Source organism: Aliidiomarina sp. (assembly GCF_022565475.1).
Lineage (GTDB): Bacteria > Pseudomonadota > Gammaproteobacteria > Enterobacterales > Alteromonadaceae > Aliidiomarina.
Map to the genome: position 1 here is coordinate 214,489 of NZ_JAIUMR010000001.1, position 21,804 is coordinate 236,292.

Annotated in this window: 21 protein-coding genes; 5 read left to right on the forward strand and 16 right to left on the reverse strand. The window is 48.2% G+C overall.

The window, feature by feature from the left end:
- Positions 1-76: 76 nt before the first annotated feature.
- The 14 genes from lpxB to rpsB all read right to left on the reverse strand — a co-directional run bounded on the left by lpxB (position 77) and on the right by rpsB (position 14,186).
- Positions 77-1,276 (reverse strand): lipid-A-disaccharide synthase, encoded by a 1,200-nt coding sequence (gene lpxB, locus LAT77_RS00930; protein WP_290562658.1) that lies wholly within the window; start codon positions 1,274-1,276, stop codon positions 77-79.
- A complete protein-coding gene (gene lpxA / locus LAT77_RS00935; protein ID WP_290562659.1) occupies positions 1,273-2,040 on the reverse strand; it encodes an acyl-ACP--UDP-N-acetylglucosamine O-acyltransferase in 768 nt (255 codons plus the stop codon). The genes lpxB and lpxA overlap by 4 nt, the downstream gene beginning before the upstream one ends.
- Positions 2,041-2,481, reverse strand: coding sequence for a 3-hydroxyacyl-ACP dehydratase FabZ (fabZ, locus tag LAT77_RS00940; protein ID WP_290562832.1), 441 nt, complete (start codon positions 2,479-2,481; stop codon positions 2,041-2,043).
- Positions 2,482-2,532: 51 nt separating this feature from the next.
- Positions 2,533-3,552, reverse strand: a complete 1,020-nt coding sequence (gene lpxD, locus LAT77_RS00945) for a UDP-3-O-(3-hydroxymyristoyl)glucosamine N-acyltransferase (RefSeq protein ID WP_290562660.1) — start codon at positions 3,550-3,552, stop codon at positions 2,533-2,535.
- Between the two features lie 45 nt (positions 3,553-3,597).
- Complete coding sequence (locus tag LAT77_RS00950) at positions 3,598-4,110, reverse strand: OmpH family outer membrane protein (protein WP_290562661.1); 513 nt, start codon at positions 4,108-4,110, stop codon at positions 3,598-3,600.
- Positions 4,111-4,225: 115 nt separating this feature from the next.
- Positions 4,226-6,703 carry an outer membrane protein assembly factor BamA gene (bamA, locus tag LAT77_RS00955; protein WP_290562662.1) on the reverse strand — a complete coding sequence of 826 codons (2,478 nt, stop codon included), beginning with the start codon at positions 6,701-6,703 and terminating at the stop codon, positions 4,226-4,228.
- Positions 6,704-6,732: 29 nt separating this feature from the next.
- Positions 6,733-8,079, reverse strand: a complete 1,347-nt coding sequence (gene rseP / locus LAT77_RS00960) for a sigma E protease regulator RseP (protein WP_290562663.1) — start codon at positions 8,077-8,079, stop codon at positions 6,733-6,735.
- The gene (gene ispC / locus LAT77_RS00965) at positions 8,079-9,269 is read right to left on the reverse strand and encodes a 1-deoxy-D-xylulose-5-phosphate reductoisomerase (protein ID WP_290562833.1); all 1,191 of its coding nucleotides are present in this window, start codon (positions 9,267-9,269) and stop codon (positions 8,079-8,081) included. The genes rseP and ispC overlap by 1 nt, the downstream gene beginning before the upstream one ends.
- A gap of 23 nt (positions 9,270-9,292) precedes the next feature.
- Complete coding sequence (locus tag LAT77_RS00970) at positions 9,293-10,156, reverse strand: phosphatidate cytidylyltransferase (protein ID WP_290562664.1); 864 nt, start codon at positions 10,154-10,156, stop codon at positions 9,293-9,295.
- Positions 10,157-10,158: 2 nt separating this feature from the next.
- Positions 10,159-10,935 (reverse strand): polyprenyl diphosphate synthase, encoded by a 777-nt coding sequence (gene uppS, locus LAT77_RS00975; protein ID WP_290562665.1) that lies wholly within the window; start codon positions 10,933-10,935, stop codon positions 10,159-10,161.
- A gap of 79 nt (positions 10,936-11,014) precedes the next feature.
- Positions 11,015-11,572, reverse strand: coding sequence for a ribosome recycling factor (frr, locus tag LAT77_RS00980; RefSeq protein WP_290562666.1), 558 nt, complete (start codon positions 11,570-11,572; stop codon positions 11,015-11,017).
- A 30-nt stretch (positions 11,573-11,602) separates the two neighbouring features.
- Positions 11,603-12,346, reverse strand: coding sequence for a UMP kinase (gene pyrH / locus LAT77_RS00985; protein WP_290562667.1), 744 nt, complete (start codon positions 12,344-12,346; stop codon positions 11,603-11,605).
- A gap of 104 nt (positions 12,347-12,450) precedes the next feature.
- The gene (gene tsf / locus LAT77_RS00990) at positions 12,451-13,329 is read right to left on the reverse strand and encodes a translation elongation factor Ts (protein WP_290562668.1); all 879 of its coding nucleotides are present in this window, start codon (positions 13,327-13,329) and stop codon (positions 12,451-12,453) included.
- 113 nt (positions 13,330-13,442) lie between these two features.
- Positions 13,443-14,186 carry a 30S ribosomal protein S2 gene (gene rpsB, locus LAT77_RS00995; RefSeq protein ID WP_290562669.1) on the reverse strand — a complete coding sequence of 248 codons (744 nt, stop codon included), beginning with the start codon at positions 14,184-14,186 and terminating at the stop codon, positions 13,443-13,445.
- 430 nt (positions 14,187-14,616) lie between these two features.
- Between rpsB and map the strand changes: the two genes are divergently transcribed.
- Genes map through dapD form a run of 3 tightly spaced genes read left to right on the forward strand, consistent with a single transcriptional unit; the run spans position 14,617 to position 18,906 of the window.
- Positions 14,617-15,402, forward strand: a complete 786-nt coding sequence (gene map / locus LAT77_RS01000; RefSeq protein WP_290562670.1) for a type I methionyl aminopeptidase — start codon at positions 14,617-14,619, stop codon at positions 15,400-15,402.
- On the forward strand, positions 15,399-18,056 hold the full coding sequence (glnD, locus tag LAT77_RS01005) for a [protein-PII] uridylyltransferase (RefSeq protein WP_290562671.1): 2,658 nt from the start codon (positions 15,399-15,401) through the stop codon (positions 18,054-18,056). The genes map and glnD overlap by 4 nt, the downstream gene beginning before the upstream one ends.
- Positions 18,057-18,081: 25 nt before the next feature.
- Positions 18,082-18,906, forward strand: coding sequence for a 2,3,4,5-tetrahydropyridine-2,6-dicarboxylate N-succinyltransferase (gene dapD / locus LAT77_RS01010; RefSeq protein WP_290562672.1), 825 nt, complete (start codon positions 18,082-18,084; stop codon positions 18,904-18,906).
- 50 nt (positions 18,907-18,956) lie between these two features.
- On the opposite strand, the gene truC is transcribed toward dapD, so the two are convergent.
- Together truC and LAT77_RS01020 are read right to left on the reverse strand one after the other, a co-directional pair.
- Positions 18,957-19,718 carry a tRNA pseudouridine(65) synthase TruC gene (gene truC / locus LAT77_RS01015; protein WP_290562834.1) on the reverse strand — a complete coding sequence of 254 codons (762 nt, stop codon included), beginning with the start codon at positions 19,716-19,718 and terminating at the stop codon, positions 18,957-18,959.
- A 7-nt stretch (positions 19,719-19,725) separates the two neighbouring features.
- Entirely contained in the window at positions 19,726-20,073 is a 348-nt protein-coding gene (locus LAT77_RS01020) for a YqcC family protein (protein WP_290562673.1), read from the reverse strand.
- Between the two features lie 76 nt (positions 20,074-20,149).
- On the opposite strand from LAT77_RS01020, the gene LAT77_RS01025 reads away from it, so the two are divergent.
- Together LAT77_RS01025 and LAT77_RS01030 are read left to right on the forward strand one after the other, a co-directional pair.
- Entirely contained in the window at positions 20,150-21,244 is a 1,095-nt protein-coding gene (locus tag LAT77_RS01025) for a DUF3549 family protein (RefSeq protein ID WP_290562674.1), read from the forward strand.
- Positions 21,241-21,798 (forward strand): DUF3301 domain-containing protein, encoded by a 558-nt coding sequence (locus LAT77_RS01030; RefSeq protein WP_290562675.1) that lies wholly within the window; start codon positions 21,241-21,243, stop codon positions 21,796-21,798. The genes LAT77_RS01025 and LAT77_RS01030 overlap by 4 nt, the downstream gene beginning before the upstream one ends.
- Positions 21,799-21,804 lie beyond the last annotated feature (6 nt).

The window sequence follows — 21,804 nt, forward strand, 5'->3', positions numbered from 1 at the left end:
AGGACAAATCAGCAGACGAAAAGCAACTATGCACCAAGTGAATAGCAAAATAAAAGATCATGCGCTAGGCGCATAATTAATCGGATTGCTGCGCGACGGCGAGCACTGTACGAGCAGACTTTTCACCGGCATTTTGGCGAAGTTGTTGATGTAGCTCACAGTACCGTTGCTGCAATGATTGGTTATCAGCAACCAGCAACCGCTCAATTTCAGCGGCGATTTGCGCAGCGTTGACATCGTCTTGCAGCAACTCTTTGACCAATTCCCCACCGTGCAACAAATTCGGTAACGAGAAGTGCTGCAGAGTCACAAAGTGACGAAGTACATGGTAGTTAAACCAGCCAAAACGATAGCAGACCACCATCGGACGCTTAATCAGCATGGTTTCCAATGAGACAGTACCAGACGCTAAAATAGTCGCATCACTTGCTGCGATCACCGTTTGACTCTGGCCGTCAAAAAGATGAACCGCCAAAGCGCGTTGATGGCGTTTTTTGGCGGCAGCCAACGCTTGTTCAAACTGCTGGCGACGACCTGCATTGAAGAGTGGTACGAGAAACTGCAGATGCGGATGGCGACTTTTTAAGGCATACGCGGCATCGATGAATGGTGCAGCCAGATAACCGACTTCACTCCTTCGGCTACCAGGCAATAAACCGATGTACTGTCCCTCTGGGTCAAGACCTAGTTGCTCGCGTGCCTGTGTATGCTCAGTTTGCAAAGGAAAGCGATCGGCAAGCGGATGGCCTACGAAGGTGTACGGCACTTGATATTGTGCATAAAATTCGGCTTCAAATGGTAAAATTCCCAACACCATATCGGTGGCTTTGGCAATACTGAAAATTCGCTTCGGGCGCCAAGCCCAAACTGACGGACTGACATAATGCACCGTCTTCATCCCGCTTTCTTTAAGCTTGCGTTCAATCGGTAAATTGAAATCCGGCGCGTCAATACCAACAAAAACATCGGGTTGCAGGGTCAACATTGTCGACACGACCGTTTTCCTTGCTCGCAGTAACGTTGGAAGATTCTTGAGAACGTCCCAGACCCCCATAACCGATAAGGTTTCCATCGGGAAAAGTGATTTTAGGCCCTGCTCCGCCATCAAAGCACCACCCACACCAATAAACTCGACCGTCTCATGTTCGGCACGCAAACTGGCCATCAGACTGGCACCTAAAATGTCACCCGAGGCTTCACCCGCGACAATGCCAATACGTAACGGGCGCTCGTGAGCGCCCGTTGTGGTTATTGTTGAATTGGAACGACGATTCATGGTCGAATAATGCCACGTTCAGATTGACTGATAAACTCAACAAAATCCGCGAGTTTAGGTTCATTAAGTGCTTCGATTTGTGCCGCGGCTTCAGCAACAGTATTACCCGAGCGGTACAATAACTTATACGCGCGCTTTATATTGGTAATTTCATCAGCAGTAAACCCACGCCGACGCAGTCCTTCACTGTTAATGGTTCGTGGCACCGCATTATGGCCCTGCGCCATGACAAACGGCGGAATATCTTGAACCACGACAGAGTTAACTGCTGCAAACGCATGCGAACCAATCTTACAAAATTGATGCACGCCAGTGAAACCACCAAGAATCACATAATCGCCGACATGGACGTGGCCCGCTAACGTTGCATTGTTGGCAAGAATATTCTGATTGCCAAGAACACAATCGTGAGCGACATGGACATAAGCCATGAATAAATTATCGCTACCGATCTGCGTTAATCCGTTATCTTGAATTGTGCCACGATGGATGGTGCAACCTTCACGGAAGACATTGCGGTCACCAATATGTAACTCAGTGGGTTCACCTCGATACTTCTTGTCCTGACACTCTTCGCCGATAGAGCAAAACTGAAAAAATCGATTCCCTTCACCAATACGGGTAGGCCCTTTGATAACCACATGCGATTCGATGACGCAGTTATCGCCGATTTGTACATCTGCACCAATGACCGAATATGGGCCAATGCGAACATTGGCACCGAGACGAGCCGTTGGATCAACAATCGCGGTTTTGTGAATCAATTAACTGTTCCTTCTTGCACACATAATTTCAGCTGTACAGGCCAGCTGGCCATCAACTAAGGCCTCGCCAGTAAACTTCCAAATACCACGACGTTCTTTAACGAAGTTCACATGGAAGTCGACTCGATCACCGGGTATGACTTGACGTTTGAAACGTGCATTATCGATGCCAGCGAACAAATAAATCTCATTTTCGGCGACATTTTCCATCATTTTAAAACCGAGCAGGCCTGTCGCTTGCGCCATAGCTTCTAATAATAGCACACCTGGAAATATTGGATTACCGGGGAAGTGTCCCATAAAAACAGGTTCATTCATGGTGATATTTTTATAGGCATGCAGGGACGTATTTGGCACATAGGCGACCACCCGGTCAATTAAGGCAAAAGGATAACGATGCGGCAGGATCTCTTGAATCTTGTCGATATTAAACCCTGGCAAAGCCTCAACTGCATTACTTTCTTTGTGCTCGTTCAAACCGGAACCTCCATTTCACCCATTCGGGTCATTTAATTTTTTTTCTAAAGCTCGGACCCGCATAAACAGTTCCGGTAATTGGCGCACACGTGCACCTGACTTTGCCCACGTCGTCTGGTCAACGACCGGTAAGGATGACGCATACACCCCTTTCTCAAGGTTCTTTGTCACCATGGTCATGCCATGAACTTGGACACCGTCTGCAATCGTAATATGGCCGTTAATGCCGGTTGCACCGCCAATCAAACAGTGTTTACCAATGTGAGCACTGCCGGCGATGCCGGTTTGGCCCGCAATCGCGGTGCCATCACCAATCTGGACATTGTGTGCAACCATACATAGATTATCGATAATACAGTTCGAACCAATTATCGTGTCGTCGAGAGCTCCCCTGTCGATCGTGGTATTGGCACCGATTTCAACATCATCGCCAATTACTACCCGACCAAGCTGAGGGATTTTAACCCATTTTCCGCGATCACTGGCCCAACCAAAGCCATCAGCACCGATCACGGCCCCTGCATGCAAGGTACAGCGTTCTCCGACAACAACATCATAGTAGATTTTAACGCCCGGCCATAGGCGTGTACCCTGACCAATACGAGCGTTTTGACCGACATAGCATTGCGCCCCAATCACTGCATGGTCTGCAATCATTGCCCCCGCTTCAACCACGCTTTGTGGTCCAATCGCTACGCCAACGCCGATCACGGCAGTTGGGTCGACAACCGCACTTGGATGGATTTCAGCTGCTTGGGTCGGCGCTTTGTCAAACGCTTGCGCCGCATAGGCGTAGGATAAATAAGGATTCTCGCTAATTAAAGCGTTCGCCAAAAGGGTCTCATCGTCATGCTCTGCACGGAGTATAACCGCTCCCGCTTTTGTCGTCTTCAACTGCGATTGGTACTTCTCATTTGCAAGAAAGCCGACCTGATGAAGGCCGGCATTTGCTAGAGTCGCAAGTCCTGTGATTTCCAGTGCACCGTCCCCGCGGACGGTGGCACCGATTTTTTCCGCTAATTCACTCAGCGTCATCATCTGTCCTTTTTTGTTATTCCGCGATATCTAGCGTCACGCCAATTAACGTGTTAAACGAGTGATGATCGCATCAGAAATATCTAATGCATCACTTGCATACAACATCCGACCCTTGTCCATGATGAGGTCAATGCCTTCCGCTGCAGCATAGGCGTCAACGACTTCAAACATCTTTTGCAGAAGTTGATTACGCTCTTCGTTTTCACGCTGCTGCATGTATTGATTCAATTGCTCACCACCGCGTTGTAAGATCATTGCACGTTGACGCAACTCTTCCTGCGCTTGCATTTTCTCGTCATCGCTCATGATCGCTTCGTCACGTTGGAAACGCTCACGCAATTCTTCGAATTGTGCTTCAAGTTGCTCAAGTTCTTGAATTGGCTCCGCAAACTCAGCTTCTAAACGTTGAGATACATCTTCACGCTCAGGCATTGCTTGGAAGACTCGCTGGACGTCGATCACAGCAATCTTCGGAGAATTGGCTTCAGCACTGACTGAAAATACACTCGCGGCTAATGCAATCACTGCTGCGAAACTAATAGCTACTGCTCTCAAAGTACTTTCCTCTCTTGTTTAAAACCGGTTTCCGGTCAGTTTAACGCATAAATTGCAACTGCAAAACATGCAGGTACTACTCTACTTTACACCCTCCATGCCGCGCAACGGCATTTTAGAAAGATGTACCAATATTAAAGGTAAAACGGTCTTCTAACGAGTTATCCAACGACTTCAATGGGAAACCCAAGCTGAAGGTTAACACACCCATAGGCGATAACCACTGCACTGAGACACCGTAAGACGCCTGATAGTTCTTCGGACTGCTGTAATCCCAAAACGGTGTATCACCGACTTTGGTCAACTGACTATAGGCGTTGTAATTAAACTCGGTATCCCACACAACACCCACATCGACGAACAGACTGGTACGGACCGAACGTGTTGCTTCTTCACCCAACAAAGGTGTTGGTACAATCAATTCAATGCCGCCCGTCATCGATGCGTTACCACCTACAGAGGCAAAACGCGCCACTTCGATTTGATCGTACTCTGGCCCTAGTGTGATTTGAGTCGGGTTACCGCTTGCATCCGGTGGACCAGAAATGACGGTCGGTCGACGAATAATTCCGCGTGGTCCCGAACGGTTGGTTTCAAAACCACGCAAGTTATCTGCACCACCGCCATAGAAGTTTTCCCAAAACGGCAAAGTGTAATCAACGCCGTCGTCACTCCCATAACCATTCCCGTATCCCGCATTAAAACGCGTGAGAAACACGAAGTTGTGATCGCGATCTAACGGTTTATAGTGACGGAACCGGTAATCCAAACGGAAGTACTGTAAATCGCTTCCAGGAATAGTAATTTTTCCTGACAACTGATTGGTTGAGCCCGCAGTCGGGAACATGCCTCGGTTGAGCGTTACTCGCGACCATGCCGCTGACAGATTATAGGTTTCAAAATTCAGTGCCGAACCCGGGTTATTCGGATCACTATATTTTTCATAGAAGGTGCGCACCTGCTCGTATGGATTCAACTGCGTGATACCCGTACTCGTATAGCCACCACCAAAGTTTAAGCGGTTATATTCGTTGACTGGGAAGCCGATATCTCCCGCAACTCCCCAAGAACGCTGGTTGTATTGTTGCAAGTTCGCTTGGCGAGCATCGAAATCTTGATAGAAAACCGATCCACCCAAACTGACACCATCGTCAGTAAAGTAATTGTCGATATATTGCAGCTGAACGTTACGTGAATATTTGTTGGTATCGACACCAAAGGAAACACGGTTACCGCTACCAAGGAAGTTGTCTTGTGAAATTGAGGCGTTCAAGCTCAGTCCGGCAAAGTCACCGTAACCAATACCCGCACTAATTTGTCCTGACGGTTGTTCTTTCACTCGGAACACCAGGTCAACTTGATCTTCTTGTCCCGGCACACGCACAGTATCAACGTCGACGGTCTCAAAATAACCTAAACGTTCTAAGCGAACTTTCGAGTTCTCCACCGCTTGTTCATTCAACCAAGCACCTTCGATCTGACGCATCTCCCGACGCAATACTTCGTCGCGGGTTGCATCGTTACCTTCGAACATGACTCGACGCACATAGACACGCTGACCTGGGTCAACGGCGAAAGTCAGTTTAACCATCAAATCATCGTCATTGATTTCCGGAATCGTTCGTACTTCGGTGTAGGCATAACCTAAACGCGCATAGTAACGTTTGATCCCTTCTTCGATGCTGGTAATTTCCGCTTGGCTATAACGACGTCCGTCAAGTGCTCGAACGAACTCAGCAAGAAATTCCTCGTCATCGCGTATTTCAGCAATAACGCCGGTGTCTTCGATGTTGTACTGCGCACCTTCTTGGAAGTTCAAGGTAATATAAATACCTTCCAACTCAGGTGTAATCGCCACTTGCACTGACTCGATGTCAAAGCGCAGATAGCCTTGGTTGCGGTAGAAGGACTCAATATTTTCGAGATCACCTTGCAACTGTTGTTGCTGGTAATTACGTTTACCAAATAGATTCCACCACGGCAATGAATCGCGCAAGTCCATCAAATCAACAATATCTTCGCGGCCAAAGGCTTCCGAACCCACCACGTTAATTTGTTCAATCTGAGCAGCGCTACCTTCCGTAAAGTTGAAACGCAACTCGACTCGATTTCGTGGCAAATTTACGACACGAATACGAACGCGGGCATTGTATTTACCGACACTGTGATAAAAATCTTCGAGATTCTTTTCAAGTTGCTTGATCATCGTACGGTCGAGCGACTCACCTACCGCAATTCCGCTCGTACGTAAACTATCCAGCAGTTGATCGTCTTTTAGATCCTTATTGCCGTCGAGTCGAATTTCACTAATAGTTGGGCGTTCAGTCACGCGAATCACTAAAGAGTCGCCATCACGATAAACACGAATATCATCAAAATGAGCCGAAGAATATAACTCGTGAATTATTTGACGAATTCGCTGAGGATTCGCTTCATCCCCGGCTCGCAAAGGAACGTAGGTTAATGCGGCACCTAGACCAACCCGCTGAAGCCCACGAATTTGAATATCATCGACAACAAATGTTTCTGTGGCTTGAACAGTTAGACCAGTCCCTGCCAGTACAGCTCCGAAAAACAGCTTTTTAAATGTCATGCAACACGTCTTATTGTTAGAAAATTTCATTAAGCAAAGAGCCTGCCGATGTCGTTGAATAGCGTAATCACCAGCAACGTCATCAAAATGAGTAGCCCTGCCCGAAAACTTAATTCTTGTACTTGCTCTGGAACAGGCTTACCGCGCACCCACTCCACAATATAAAATAATAAGTGACCGCCATCGAGCATCGGAATCGGTAGCAAGTTAAGAATGCCCAAACTGACACTAATTAAAGCCATAAAGCTTAAAAAGTAGACAAGGCCATAGCTTGCGTGCGCTCCGGCACCTTGTGCGATACCAACTGGGCCACTTAAGTTACTTACCGAGACGTCCCCGGTCACTAATTTTTTCAGCATACTCATGGTTAAACCCATGAGCTGCCACGTTCGATCTACACCACCAGTGAAGGCCGCTATTGGTCCATACTGTAAGGTAAATCGATATTCTTCTGGATACGGCTCTTGGTACGTTGAAATACCTAAATAACCGATGCCATCCCGAGTACCTGTTCGAACTAAGAGTTCTAGTTCGCGTCCTTCGCGTAACACTGTCAATTGCAGGTCTTGTTGCGGGCGCTCGGCAATAAAGCTTCTTATTTGTTCCCAATTCGCCCCATGAGTTCCGTCGATTCCAACAATTTTATCACCGAGCCGTAAATCAGCCTCTGCAGCGGGGCTAGAATCTTCGATCCATGCGATTTCATTTGTAATTTCAGGGCGATAGACATCCATTCCTAAACTCGCAATAGTCGAGTCGCGGTCGGGGTTAAACTGCCACTGCCCTAAGGGTAACGTAATATCGCTTGTCATCCCAGCGCTGTCGCGCACAGTCAGTACAGTTTCTGCATCACCAATGCGCCGTACAAGGGCCAAATTAACATCTTGCCAGTCGCGAACACGGCGTTGATCCACCGCAATAATCTCACTTCCCACGGGGACGCCGGCCTCGCCCGCAATAGACTCGGGAGTGACCGCGCCGACAATAGGTTTCACCGCGGGCATGCCAATCATCAACATGAACCACAAGGCGACAATGGCAAAAATAAAGTTTGCTACAGGGCCTGCCAAAACAATGGCAAATCGCTGCCCCACCGACTTCGCGCGAAAACTCTGTTGCATTTCATCAGCTGTGTTCACCGGATCAACGTCGTGATCCAACATCCGCACATAGCCACCGAGCGGAATAGCAGCAACTTGATAGTCCGTGCCGTCTTTCCCGCGCCATTGATAAATCGGTTTACCGAAGCCAATGGAAAAAGTGAGTACTTTAACGCCGCAACGACGCGCAACCCAAAAGTGTCCAAATTCATGGAATGTAACGACCAACCCAAGCGCAACAATAAAGCCGCCAATCGACCATAACAACTGTTCCACTAGTGTCCTCTCCTCTCGATCCAACGGGACGCGAAATCACGCGCAGCGTGATCGCACGCTAATATGGCTTCGAGTGTTGTTAATTCAGAAAGTTGCGCATTATCGAGCGTAGCTGCGCAGACTTCACTGATCATGGCAAAGGTAATACGTTTATCCAAAAACGCGTCTACCGCTATTTCATTGGCTGCGTTCAATGTTGTTGTCGCCGCCTGCCCTGACCAACACGCATCAATCGCAAGTTGCAAACAGGGATAGCGTTCCGCTTCCGCAGGTCGAAAGGTTAGATCCATCATTTGACTAAAATCAAGGCTCGCAACACCACTGTCAAAACGCAATGGATAGCCAAGTGCGTAGGCTATTGGCGTGCGCATATCGGGCTGGCCAAGTTGTGCGATCACCGACCCATCGACATACTGAACCATGGAATGAATCACACTTTGCGGGTGCACCACGACGTCGAGCTGATCACGACTGCAATTAAATAACCAGCGCGCTTCGATATATTCGAGACCTTTGTTCAGCATGGTCGCTGAATCGACCGATATCTTTCGGCCCATTGACCAGTTCGGATGGCGACAAGCCGCTTCCGGGCTTTGTGTCGCTAACGTTGCTAACGGTAAATCGCGAAACGGTCCACCGGAGCCCGTCAATAAAATTTTCTCGATGCCATGTTCAGCGGCATCCATACTGTGACAGTGCTGCTGCGCTGCACTCGGTAGGGCTTGGAAGATTGCATTATGCTCGCTATCAACCGGCAATAATTCGGCACCAGACTTGCGCACCGCGTCAATAAAGAGTTGGCCACTCATGACCAATGCTTCTTTGTTCGCCAATAAAACCCGTTTACCCGCCTGTACCGCCGCCAATGTTGGCAATAAGCCAGCAGCGCCAACGATCGCAGCCATGACGACATCCACTTCCGGCGCCGAGCTTACGGTTGATAGATGCTCTTCGCCAACCAAAACCTCAGTCTTAACGCTAATCGGCAGCTGCGACTTGAGCGCATCAGCTGCTGCATCCGTCGGCACAACCGCATAATTCGGCTGGTGCTCTCGACAAATTTCCGCCAACCCATCGATGTTTTGAAACGCCGACACGGCAAACAATTGAAAGCGCTCAGGATGCAGGGCCATGACCGCAAGGGTATTTTTTCCGATTGAGCCGGTCGCTCCCAGAACACAGACTTGCATTGGGGCGTCTCTTTCTCCACTCATCAGTGCACGAACCAAAGATAGCCGAGCAGGAATACGGGTAACGCAGAGGTTAACGAATCGATGCGATCCAAAATACCGCCATGTCCAGGCAGCAGTGAACCACTATCTTTAACGCCAACGCAACGTTTAAACATGCTTTCGTTAAGATCACCGAACACTGAAACCAAAACGGTCACCGTACCTACCAAATAGTACGGAAGGCTGTGTACTGCAATAAAGTCGGTATATTCAGCCACCAAAAACATCACCACCAGTGACAATAGTAGGCCACCGACCAAGCCTTCCAGCGTTTTCCCGGGTGACACATTAGGCATTAGTTTATGTTTACCGAATTGTTTGCCACTAAAATATGCGCCAACATCGGCTGCCCAGACCAGACAAAAGACAAAGAGTACCCAAAACGCTCCCGTCAGTGGTTCGCTGTCATACCCTTTCGCACGTAAAGCCATTAAACCAGCCCATGCCGGTAACAGCATCAAAACACCAATGAGTCCGACAAAAATTCGACTTCGTTGCCAAACAGCTTTGCTCCGTGGGAAGTTCAAAATCAACACGATTGCAATCAGCCACCACAGTGTGCCAATCGCAATTAAACTATAAATGAAGGGGTGCAGACTATCCGATTGCCAAATTGATTCAAGCGGAGTCAGCCAATAAGACAGGCCAATCAGTGCCATAATGAATACGGTGTAGGTTAACTTACCGCGGTTAGTACAAACCCCCATTAACGGACACCACTCCCATGCAGCGAGTGCCATAACCAATAAAACGGCGAGCCCAAACCAATGCAACGGCAATAAAAAAATAACACCAAGTGCCAATGGAATCAGCACTATCGCAGTTAGAATACGTTGTTTCAGCAAAATCAATCCTCTTGCAAATCCCCTGAACCAGCTAATTGTTGTATTTGTGCGCTGGTCAGTCCGAAGCGTCGTTCGCGTTTAACAAAAGAATTAATCGCGTCAGCAAATGTGAGCTCAGTAAAATCAGGCCACAATACTTCGGTAAAATATAATTCTGCGTAGGCTAATTGCCAAAGCAGAAAGTTACTTATTCTGAGGTCTCCGCCTGTTCGAATCAAGAGGTCCGGCGCAGGACCATCGGCAAGTTGTAAATGTCGCGCTAAATCATCTTCAGCAACCTCATCGAGTGTCAAGCGTCCTGCTTGCATCTCTTTAAACACCTGCTTTGCAGCTTGGGTAATATCCCACCGACCACCGTAATTTGCGGCAATATTTAACGATAACGTTCGACACTCTGCCGTGTGTTGCTCAGCTATTTCGATATTCTTTTGCAAACGCTTGCTGAATCTTGACGTGTCCCCAATCACTCGTAAGCGAATATCATTCGCCAACAAATCAGGCACTTCGCGTTTTAGTACGCCCATGAAGAGTTCCATCAGTACAGATACTTCATGAGCCGGTCTGCCCCAATTCTCACTGCTAAAAGCAAATAACGTCAATGCCTCTATGCCGTTACGGCGAGCAAAAGCAATTGCACTGCGGACAGCCTGAGCCCCGGCTCGATGACCGTACGTGCGCCGTTTACCTCGTTGGGTAGCCCAGCGGCCATTTCCATCCATGATAATGGCTACATGGCGCGGTAATTGAATCGATTGAATGTCTGCAGCATTCCCTGTCATGATAGGTCCCGAAAAAATTAACGCCGCGCAAGTATACCCAACACGGCGTTATCCTCCAATGAGGGTGAACGATGAGTGATTAAACTTCCATCAATTCGGCTTCTTTTGCCGCTAAAAGTTCATCAACTTTCTTCACAAATTCATCGGTAAGTTTCTGGATCCCTTCTTGCGCACGACGATCGTCGTCCTCGGTGATTTCCTTTTCTTTCAACAATTCTTTGATATCGCTATTGGCGTCACGACGAATATTACGAATCGCCACACGTCCTTGCTCCGCTTCATGGCGAACCACTTTAACGAGGTCACGGCGACGTTCTTCCGTTAATGGTGGCAATGGCACGCGAATGACTGAGCCAGCGCCAGCTGGGTTTAAGCCTAAGTCAGAGGTTAAAATGGCTTTTTCAACTGCGCCTGACGAACTTTTGTCGAAAACCGTAACCGCTAACGTGCGTGAGTCTTCAATCGTAATGTTAGCAAGCTGCTTGAGCGGTGTGTCAGCGCCATAATAAGGCACCATAATCCCGTCTAAAATACTTGGATGTGCACGACCTGTGCGAATTTTCGACATTTGCGTCGCTAAAGCTTCAACACTTTTGTTCATTCGTGCTTTCGCGTCGGCAATAATTTCATTGATCACGTGCTGATCCTCATTCAATTAATCGTTTGCTTATTCGTTTACTTTGTCGAGATGGGTAATCAGTGTACCTTCATCTTCGCCCATAATCACGGCTTTCAATGCACCTGGCTTATTCATGTTAAATACGCGAATAGGCAATCCATGATCGCGAGCCAAGGTAAATGCAGCTAAATCCATGACCTTTAATTCTTTTCTTAAAACGTCGGAGTAGTCGAGTTGGTCATATTTAGTCGCTTCCGGATTTTTGACCGGATCATCACTATAAACACCATCGACCTTGGTTGCTTTCAGAACGACTTCAGCTTCAATTTCGATACCGCGTAGGCAGGCAGCTGAGTCCGTAGTAAAAAACGGATTACCTGTACCGGCTGAGAAAATAACCACCCGGCCAGATTTTAGCAAGCTAATTGCTTCTGCCCAGTTATAACTATCGCAAACACCAGCGAGCTCAATGGCTGACATTAGTCTGGCGTTAACATAAGTACGGTGCAATGCGTCACGCATGGCCAAACCATTCATCACCGTCGCTAACATGCCCATATGATCGCCGACCACACGGTTCATGCCCGCTTTCGCTAACCCCTCACCGCGGAATAAATTACCACCACCAATCACAAGGCCTACTTGCACACCAAGTTCAAGAATTTCTTTAATTTCTTGGGCCATACGATCAAGAACTTTGGCGTCAATCCCAAAAGGCTCATCACCCATGAGTGCTTCACCGCTGAGTTTCAATAGAATGCGTCGATAACTAGGTTTAGGATTTGTACTCATTGTTTGGCTTCCGTTCTGAGGTCAAAAAAAACCGCGCCTGCTGCAACAGCATAGCGCGGTCGATTCTAGCATGCACTAGGCAAAGGCATAAGAGCCACAGCGAATTAACCTTTCTTCGCCGCTGCTACCTGAGCCTGCACTTCTGCTGCAAAGTCTTCAGACTTCTTCTCAATACCTTCACCCACTTCGAAACGGACAAAAGTAATCACGTCAGCACCAGCTTCTTTTAAAAGCTCGCCCACTGACTTTGAAGGATCTTTAACAAATGGTTGACCCGTTAAGCTGATTTCACCAGTGAATTTCTTCATCCGGCCTTCAACCATTTTCTCAGCGATTTCTTTTGGCTTACCAGACTGCATAGCGATGTCGATTTGAATCTCACGCTCTTTTGCAATCACTTCTTCAGCCACGTCTTCTGGCTTCACGAACTGTGGGTTACTCGCTGCAACGTGCATCGCAACGTCTTTACCTAGCTCTTCGTTACCGCCATTCAACAGCACTAACACACCAATGCGGCCACTGTGAACGTAAGAAGCAGCAACGTCGCCACCTTCGATGGTCACAACACGACGAACCGTCATGTTTTCACCAATCTTAGCAACTAAAGTTGAGCGCACTTCTTCAACTGTACCACCGTCGATTTGACGATCGTTCAGTGCTTCAACGCTGTTGTCTTTGTTTGCAAACGCAGCATTGATGATCTGATCACCCATCGCTAAGAAGCTTGCGTCACGAGCAACGAAGTCAGTTTCACAGTTAAGTTCAACTGCAGTTGCAACGTTACCTTCAGTTTTAACTAAAATCACACCTTCAGCTGCGATACGGCCAGCTTTTTTCGCTGCTTTCGCTTGACCGCTTTTACGCATGTTCTCGATCGCTAACTCAATGTCACCGTTCGCTTCTTCAAGTGCTTTTTTACAATCCATCATACCTGCGCCAGTACGCTCACGCAGTTCTTTAACCATTGCGGCTGTAATTGCCATGATACTATCCTCTGTGTTCAGGATTCATGTCTGGCCCGGTCATTACCGGACCCCGCGAAACTTTTATTAAGCTCTTCAAAAACGGCCTGTTGTCAGGCCGTTTTTGTTGGGTCTTACTCTGCGCTTTCTTCCGCAGCTTCAACAAAATCGTCAGCTGGGGTGATTTCTGCACCACCCTTTTGACGGCCTTCGTTGATTGCAGCTACTGCTGCATTCAGGTAGCACTGAATCGCACGGATGGCGTCATCGTTACCTGGAATTACATAATCAACACCGTCAGGTGAAGAGTTTGTATCAACAACAGCAACAACAGGAATTCCTAGGTTGTTCGCTTCTTTGATAGCAATGTGTTCGTGATCAGCGTCGATAACGAAGATTGCGTCAGGCAAGCCGCCCATGTTCTTGATACCGCCAAGGCTCTTCTCAAGCTTTTCCATTTCGCGCGTGTTCATGAGCGCTTCTTTCTTGGTGAGCTTTTCGAAGGTACCGTCTTGGCTTTGTACTTCTAAGTCTTTCAGACGCTTGATTGATTGACGTACGGTTTTCCAGTTCGTCAACATACCACCTAACCAACGGTGGTTAACGTAGAATTGGTTAGAAGCAACAGCAGCGGTTTTTACTTGCTCAGAAGCAGCGCGTTTCGTACCAACAAAGAGGATTTTCCCGCCATTTGCAGCTGTGTGCTGCAAAAAGTCCAACGCTTTGTTAAACATTGGCACTGTGGTTTCCAAGTTAATGATATGAATCTTGTTGCGAGCACCGAAGATGAATGGCTTCATCTTAGGGTTCCAGAAGCGAGTTTGGTGACCGAAGTGGACACCAGCTTTGAGCATGTCACGCATTGACACGTTTGCCATGATAAATTTCCTTTATAAGGGGTTAGGCCTCCACATATCCCATGTTGCGACCCGGGCAAAACCCAAGCACCCCGCACTCATGTGTCGATATGTGTGTGTTATTTAAGATAATTTCGCTTAATTTTCAGCATATTAGCTTACTAAAACCAACGAAACATTGGAGTTTACAAGCTTACATGCAGCATTAGCGGCGCGAATTATGCCACAGAACCAGCCACCGATGCAATGTTTTCGGGGGCTTTCACTGTCGGTTATCGCCACCTTGGCGACATTCCTGTCGCTATCACGTTGGCATCAATAAAAAAACATATTTTCAAGGTAGAGCCACGTCAATTCAACAACTTACAACAAGGCAAAAGTTTCTGGTAAACTAGTGACTCTTTCCTGCAGTAGACTATGCAAGACAAAACGACAAGCTTGGTGAATTTGAATGGCGATTAAGATAAAGACCCCAGAAGAAATTGAAAAAATGCGCGTTGCTGGCCAATTAGCAGCTGATGTGCTCGACATGATCACAGCGCATGTCAAAGCGGGTATCACCACGGACGAACTGAATACGATTTGTCACGATTACATCGTCGCTCATGATGCTTACCCAGCCCCGCTAAATTATCACGGTTTCCCGAAATCCATCTGCACGTCGGTCAACCATTGTGTTTGTCATGGTATTCCGAACGACAAGCCGTTAAAGGACGGTGACATTATTAATATCGACGTGACTGTGCGCAAAGACGGTTATCACGGTGACACCAGTAAGATGTTTATCGTTGGTGAAGGGTCAATTTTAGCCAAACGATTAGTCAAGGTGACACAAGAAGCGCTCTACCGAGCCATTAAAATGGTCAAACCCGGTGTGCGACTCGGTGATATCGGTGCCGAAATACAGCAATACGGCGAAAGCTTTGGCTATTCCATTGTCCGCGAGTTTTGCGGTCATGGTATCGGTGACGAGTTTCATGAAGAGCCACAAGTCCTTCACTACGGCCGCAAAGGCACAGGTGAAACCTTGCAGGCAGGCATGTGCTTGACGATTGAGCCGATGATTAACGCTGGCAAGCGACAAACCAAGATTTTAAGCGACGGTTGGACTGTGCTCACTAAAGATCGCAGTCTCAGCGCACAGTGGGAGCACACGTTATTAGTCACTGACGATGGCGTTGAGGTACTCACGTTACGTGCTGATGAAGAATTACCAAGGGTCATTCGCCATTCATGAGTTTCGTTCCGCAGTGGCCGGTGCATGCCCATGAAGCTGCAGACTGGCGTCAGCAGCTTCATGCGTTTGACGAATGGTCAAAAGAGCAATTTCTCCATGCTGATATCGAATCACTCGTTGCTGCTCGTGCTGACTTTTTTGACCAACTACTCAAAGCGCTGTGGCAACGTTTTTCATTTGACGCTAACGCCTGCGCGTTGATCGCCGTCGGAGGCTATGGCCGCGGTGTTCTGCATCCGCACTCGGATATCGATCTTTTATTCCTTGTTCATGAGGACATCAAGCCCGACCTGCAAGAGCAAATCTCTCGATTTATCACCCTGCTTTGGGACTTACGTATTCAAATTGGTCATTCGGTGCGCTCTCTCGACGAGTGCTTTTCACATGCAGCCGACGATATCACCATTGCCACAAGTTTAATCGAACATCGATTACTCGCTGGTAGCCCAGTTTTAACTGAACAGCTCGAGTTGCGACTTCATCATGATTTTCCATGGTCAAGTCGTGATTTTTATCAAGCAAAAAAAGCGGAACAGGTAGAGCGCCACCTGCATTACCACGGTACCGCTTATAATCTTGAGCCCAATATCAAAGCTTCACCGGGCGGATTGCGTGACATTCAAACCATTAGCTGGATCGCCAAACAGCATTTCAATACGCAGAATGACGAGAGCTTAGTTGAGTTTAACTTCATCACTGCCGAAGAATTTATCGAATTAAAAGAATGCACTGAATTTCTCTGGCGTATTCGGTTTGCCTTGCATCTTGTTGCTGGGAAAAGCGAAGATCGGCTGCTTTTTGATTTTCAGCCGGATGTCGCACAAATGCTCGGCTACGCGCATAACGAACAAGGTGAGAATTTTTCCGTAAAACATGCCGTCGAACGCATGATGAAAGACTTCTTCAAAGTGGTTTTGCGCGTTGGCGAACTCAACCGAATGCTCTTACAGTTCTTTGAGCAAGCCATATTAGGGCCGATGACGCTCGCGCAACCGACCGCACTCAGTGCCGACTTTGCTTATTTGCCGCTTGAATCGAAGACACACGATTCGTCATCAGTACGCTGGCAAATCGTTGCTCGCCATGACGATGCTTTTCAACAGCCCCAGCGCATACTCGACTTTTTCTTGCTCATTGCCGAACATCCGCAAATTACCAGTGTTCATTCGCATACCATTCGATTGTTACGCAACGCACGGCGGGAACTCGACGGCTATCTCATTGAACATGAGCACTGCCGGCAACGCTTTATGCAGTTGATCGAACATCCAAATAGTTTTGCCTACGCCTTTGAGCTGATGCATCGTTACGGCATCATGGCCCGTTATCTTCCTGCTTGGGATCAGATCGTCGGACAAATGCAATTTGATTTGTTTCACGCATACACCGTCGATGAACACACCTTTCGATTGGTGCGTAACTTGTACAAATTAAGTCATCAAGATAGTGAAGAGTTTCCTTTAGCAAGCAGCTTAATTGACGCCATGGAACATCCGGAATGGCTCTATCTAGCTGGTATCTTCCATGATATCGCCAAAGGTCGTGGCGGCGACCACTCGCAACTTGGTGCCGAAGACGCTCGCCAGTTTGGCCAGCAACATCAGTTAAATGATCACGCCACCGATTTGATTGCATGGCTAGTCGAACAACATCTCTTGATGTCGGTTACCGCGCAAAAACGAGATATCTATGACCCTGAAGTGATTGCAACGTTTGCCAAGGCCTGTGCCAGCCAAGAACGACTCGATTACCTGTATTGCTTAACCGTCGCAGATATTCGCGCGACAAATTCCAACCTTTGGAATAATTGGAAAGGCACGCTTTTAGAGGAACTCTATCGAGCGACCACTGAGTTACTCCAACAAAAAGATCAGAAGACCTTTGATGTGCGTCAGCGTGTGCAAAACAACCGTCAGCTCGCGATGGGGTTACTCCTAAGTGCTGGCTTCAGTGTCGCCGATATAAACCAATTATGGGGTCGTTTCACCGCCGACTACTTTTTCCGCCATACGCCCGAGCAAATCGCTTGGCACTCACAAAACATCATGCACGTGCAAGAGCATCAGCTGCCGTTGGTTTTGATTGGCGATGAAAACAACACGGGAACGACTGAACTCTTTATTTATCATCACGAAGAGAGCCACCTCTTCGCAAAAGTTGCTGCCGTCCTTGATAGTGAGCAACTGAGTATTCATGATGCGCAGATTCTGAATACGCGCGATGGTTACGTCATGGACACCTTCATCGTATTGCAGCGTGATGGTTTGCCTTTGTCGGAAGCACGCCGGATTGAAGAGCTCCATCAACACCTGCACGACGTGCTTCGAAAACGAAGAAAAGTGCCCAGCACGCAGCGCACTTTGTCTCGCCGCCTGCGTAACTTCGATGTGCGGACAAGCGTGAAATTTATCAATTTGAAGAATGCGCGACGCACCACGTTCGAGTTAATTGCACTTGATCGGCCGGGACTCATTGCGCGCATTGCGCATGTTTTCCAAGAGCTGAACATTAATCTTGTTGCCGCAAAAATAACCACCGTTGGCGAACAAGCTGAAGATCTTTTTATCGTTGCGTCGAATCAACAACAAGCCTTGACAGAATTCGAGCGCAACACGTTAAAAAAGGCTATTATTGCCGCTCTTGAACAAAATTGAATAGATAGAAACTGGAAGGTCCAACATGAGTGCACTACAACAGGTTATTGAGCAAGCTTTTGAAAACCGTCAAGAACTAAGTCCGAGTTCGGCACCGACTGACGTTCGTGCGGCGGTCGCTGAAGTGCTTGCGCGCTTAGACAACGGCAGTCTCCGCGTCGCCGAGAAAATTGATGGCGCTTGGGTTGTGCATGAATGGGTGAAAAAAGCCGTTCTGTTATCGTTTCGTCTCAATGACAACGTCTTGATGGCCGGCGGTGAAACCAATTTTTATGACAAGGTCCCAAGTAAATATGCCGACTATAGTGCTGCCGATTTCGCTCGCGATGGCGTGCGTATTGTGCCACCAGCCATGGTGCGTCGCGGCGCATTTGTTGGCAAAAATGTCGTCGTGATGCCGTCCTACGTGAACATTGGTGCCTTTGTTGACAGCGGTTCCATGATCGACACCTGGGCGACTGTTGGTTCTTGTGCGCAGATTGGTAAAAACGTGCATTTATCCGGTGGCGTCGGCATTGGCGGTGTTCTCGAGCCACTGCAAGCGAACCCAACCATCATTGAAGATAATTGTTTTATCGGCGCCCGTTCTGAAATCGTTGAAGGCGTGATTGTTGAAGAAGGCGCGGTTATTTCAATGGGCGTCTATATCGGTCAAAGCACGCGTATTTTCGATCGGGAAAGCGGCGAAGTCCATTATGGTCGAGTACCGGCAGGTTCGGTCGTTGTGCCAGGTTCATTACCAGCAAAAGACGGTACACATTCACTCTATGCGGCCATTATCGTGAAAAAAGTGGACGCCAAAACACGGGCGAAAGTTGGCATTAACGAACTGCTTCGTAGCGCTGAATAACGCCTTTGCATTGCCTAAAAAGCCAGCAACCCTGCTGGCTTTTTTTGTTGCTAAACGTCGTTCTGCTGAAACGGCCACTTAAAACACTCAGGCACCGGAACCTCAAGCGAAACCTGTTCGTTATTCAAAGGGTGAGGGAAGCTGAGGTGTGTTGCCGCCAACAAAAGCCGACGAATACCAAAATGCTCGCGAAAGAATTTATTCTGGCGACCATCGCCATGATTGGTGTCACCAATAATCGGATGGCGTAAATGTGCTAGATGTCGACGCAGCTGATGTTTACGACCGGTTTTCGGAGATAACTGTAGCAATGAATAGCGGCTTGTCGCATGTTTTTTGCTGACTGCAAACGGCAACTCAATCTGATCCAAACAGAGGTAATCGGTGATCGCTTCCTGCGCAGCCTTATCTGGATCTGCGAGTTTGTCGGCAATTTTATCGAGCTCTTCTTTCAGCGGATAGTCTATGCGACCATGCCCTTGCACATAACCACGAACGACCGCATGGTAGACCTTATTCACTTTTTTTGCGGTGAATAAGTCACCCATCAAAGTTGCAATTTCGGCACTTAAAGCGAATACCATGAGTCCCGATGTCGGTCGATCTAAGCGATGAACGGGGAAAACGTGCTGGCCAATTTGGTCGCGCAGCAGCTGCATGGCGAACCACTTTTCCCGGCGCGCTAACGCGGTTCTGTGCACCAGCAATCCCGCTGGCTTATCAATCACAACGATCGCATCGTCTTGATAAACGATATTTAATTCAGGTCGTTCTTGTCCGTTGACCGGGTCGACCCACTGTTGCGTGAGCATCAAACCTTTAGTGTCGAGCATGATGACCATCCAACAATTCGTCGAGCGCTTTTAACTGCAGAATCACTTGCCGATAATCGCGTAAACTTCCGCGCCACACTTCAATCGCCATCGGGCTTATGGCAATTGCATTCGGCAGCGCTTGGCGTTGTTCGATCATTGTCTGCAACGTTGGAATCAGCACAAACTGCAACCATTGGTGAAAATCAAGGGTGTCACTGGCAAACGGTTGGCTGCTCTGCAGCGCGCTCGGCGCCGGCGGTTCACTTTGCCAAAGTTGCAGTGATTTCAATTCGTTCTCAAGCGCGTCGAGAATGGTCAGTGTTTGCTGAGCGATACTTAGCGGTTTTGTCATTGCTTTGATTGTACCTAAATGCCGAGGGCGGTATGATAACCGCAAAGAATTAAAGACCATACTATAACGGAAAACCATGCAGTCAATCGACACCCTCAGTGATTTTCTTACCGTCGCCGGCTCCGGTCATGCGGCGACGACTGGCTATCGAGTTTACGATTTGAGTCGACGCGTACAGCCGATCGACAGGCACGAATTCGCTCGCATTGAACGTGGCGAAACCCCGTTTCCCTACCCGCGGCAACAACAAGCATTTCTTGGTGTGGTCTTTTGGAATACAACGCGCGCAGATGACCCGTACATTTGGTTTATTCGTTTACCGCTCGACGAACGCGGTCTCTTTCAACATGCGGCAAGACAGCACTTTCTGAGTATCGTAGTCGCCGCCCTCGAAAGCGAAACAAGCCAGCACAGTGCTCAAGAACAGGAAAAAATTCTCGCCCAGAACCCCTATATCTTTACACCTGACGAAGCGCGTCGGGCTGCATTTCATGCGCAAGTGAGTCGTGACTTAAACCACCCACCCTCGATTTATTTTGAAGATGCTGAGGCCTGGTTAAGTGAACAAGGGCGTCATAACAATAGCGAAAAAGCTTGGCAAAATATTGGTATCCAAGGCATTCACGATGTCAGTTGCCGACGTTTGAACTCCCCTGCCATCATCAACACCCTAAAGCACGATTTCAAAGATTGGCCAGAACCGTTGCAAAACGCCGTCGTCGAGGCCATTGAACATCAACAAATTCCTGAGGCTTTGGCACAACACTGGCGCGACGAACTCGCCTCACATCTGCAGTCGAACAAGCTGAACACCGACGTAATTCTCAGTCGCTTGCGTTTGTTATCGTCGTTCAGTCATCAGGACACGACACAAAAAGTCGTTCAGCAGTTACTGCAAAAACTGCCGAATCAAGAGCCCGATCGTCAGGATATTCTTCTCGCTTTAGGCGCGCGCTGCTGGTCTGCATTGGCCAATACGGCAAACATAAACGCTTATTTCACCGCGTTAGCGGCGGAGTCCGAAGCTGTCTTTGTCGGTATTTTTCGCGACTTAGTAATGTTGCCTGAATTACGCGGGCTGATACTCAATTTGTTCCGTCAACCGAATTTGGCTCCAGAACTACAACTGGCCTTTCAGCAACTCGCGAATCGTACGCGGAGCCAAGCATGAGCGCCGGTCTGCTCGATGCCTTAGCCTTACTTGGCTTATTTCTGCTTGGCTATTTATTTTGGCAGTGGCGATTACAGGAAGAGCAAGCACGCCGTCACGCCGAGCAAGTCTGCGAGAAAAACAATGTTCAATTTCTTGATATTGCCCGCAGCAGTGGCCGTTTGGCTTTAAAACCTAAGCTTGGCTGGCAGGCTCGCTTTACCTTCGGCTTTAGTAGCGATAGCAAGTCTCGCTATGAAGGTGAAATCGTGCTCATTAACCTTTATTTAAAACAAGCGTTGTTACCACCGTTTCGTTTTCACGCAGAAGTTGACAATGACATCGTCGAAGCGGAACCCGTCGCCACTGCTGCTAGCGAGCCAGCGACGACGTCTGAACCCGAACCAAAATCGACGGCCAGTAACTACAATGTCAGCTATGGTGATGCAACCGCGCGAGTGAAACAAAGAAGTTCTGCTCACCAAGTGCCAGCGCCGACTCACGCCACGCATCGACACGATGAACTTGACGATGTGGTCGACGCTATTTTTCCTGACGACTTTCCGCTGCAGTAGCGCCTG

Excerpts from the sequence above, each read along its gene's own strand:
- lpxD (WP_290562660.1), bottom strand. The coding sequence starts at position 3,552 with ATGACGCTGAGTGAATTAGCGGAAAAAATCGGTGCCACCGTCCGCGGG.
- LAT77_RS01030 (WP_290562675.1), top strand. The coding sequence starts at position 21,241 with ATGAGCGCCGGTCTGCTCGATGCCTTAGCCTTACTTGGCTTATTTCTG.
- truC (WP_290562834.1), bottom strand. The coding sequence starts at position 19,718 with ATGCTCACGCAACAGTGGGTCGACCCGGTCAACGGACAAGAACGACCT.
- lpxB (WP_290562658.1), bottom strand. The coding sequence starts at position 1,276 with ATGAATCGTCGTTCCAATTCAACAATAACCACAACGGGCGCTCACGAG.
- LAT77_RS01020 (WP_290562673.1), bottom strand. The coding sequence starts at position 20,073 with ATGACAAAACCGCTAAGTATCGCTCAGCAAACACTGACCATTCTCGAC.
- uppS (WP_290562665.1), bottom strand. The coding sequence starts at position 10,935 with ATGACAGGGAATGCTGCAGACATTCAATCGATTCAATTACCGCGCCAT.
- glnD (WP_290562671.1), top strand. The coding sequence starts at position 15,399 with ATGAGTTTCGTTCCGCAGTGGCCGGTGCATGCCCATGAAGCTGCAGAC.
- LAT77_RS01025 (WP_290562674.1), top strand. The coding sequence starts at position 20,150 with ATGCAGTCAATCGACACCCTCAGTGATTTTCTTACCGTCGCCGGCTCC.
- dapD (WP_290562672.1), top strand. The coding sequence starts at position 18,082 with ATGAGTGCACTACAACAGGTTATTGAGCAAGCTTTTGAAAACCGTCAA.
- tsf (WP_290562668.1), bottom strand. The coding sequence starts at position 13,329 with ATGGCAATTACAGCCGCAATGGTTAAAGAACTGCGTGAGCGTACTGGC.
- map (WP_290562670.1), top strand. The coding sequence starts at position 14,617 with ATGGCGATTAAGATAAAGACCCCAGAAGAAATTGAAAAAATGCGCGTT.
- pyrH (WP_290562667.1), bottom strand. The coding sequence starts at position 12,346 with ATGAGTACAAATCCTAAACCTAGTTATCGACGCATTCTATTGAAACTC.
- bamA (WP_290562662.1), bottom strand. The coding sequence starts at position 6,703 with ATGACATTTAAAAAGCTGTTTTTCGGAGCTGTACTGGCAGGGACTGGT.
- ispC (WP_290562833.1), bottom strand. The coding sequence starts at position 9,269 with ATGCAAGTCTGTGTTCTGGGAGCGACCGGCTCAATCGGAAAAAATACC.
- rpsB (WP_290562669.1), bottom strand. The coding sequence starts at position 14,186 with ATGGCAAACGTGTCAATGCGTGACATGCTCAAAGCTGGTGTCCACTTC.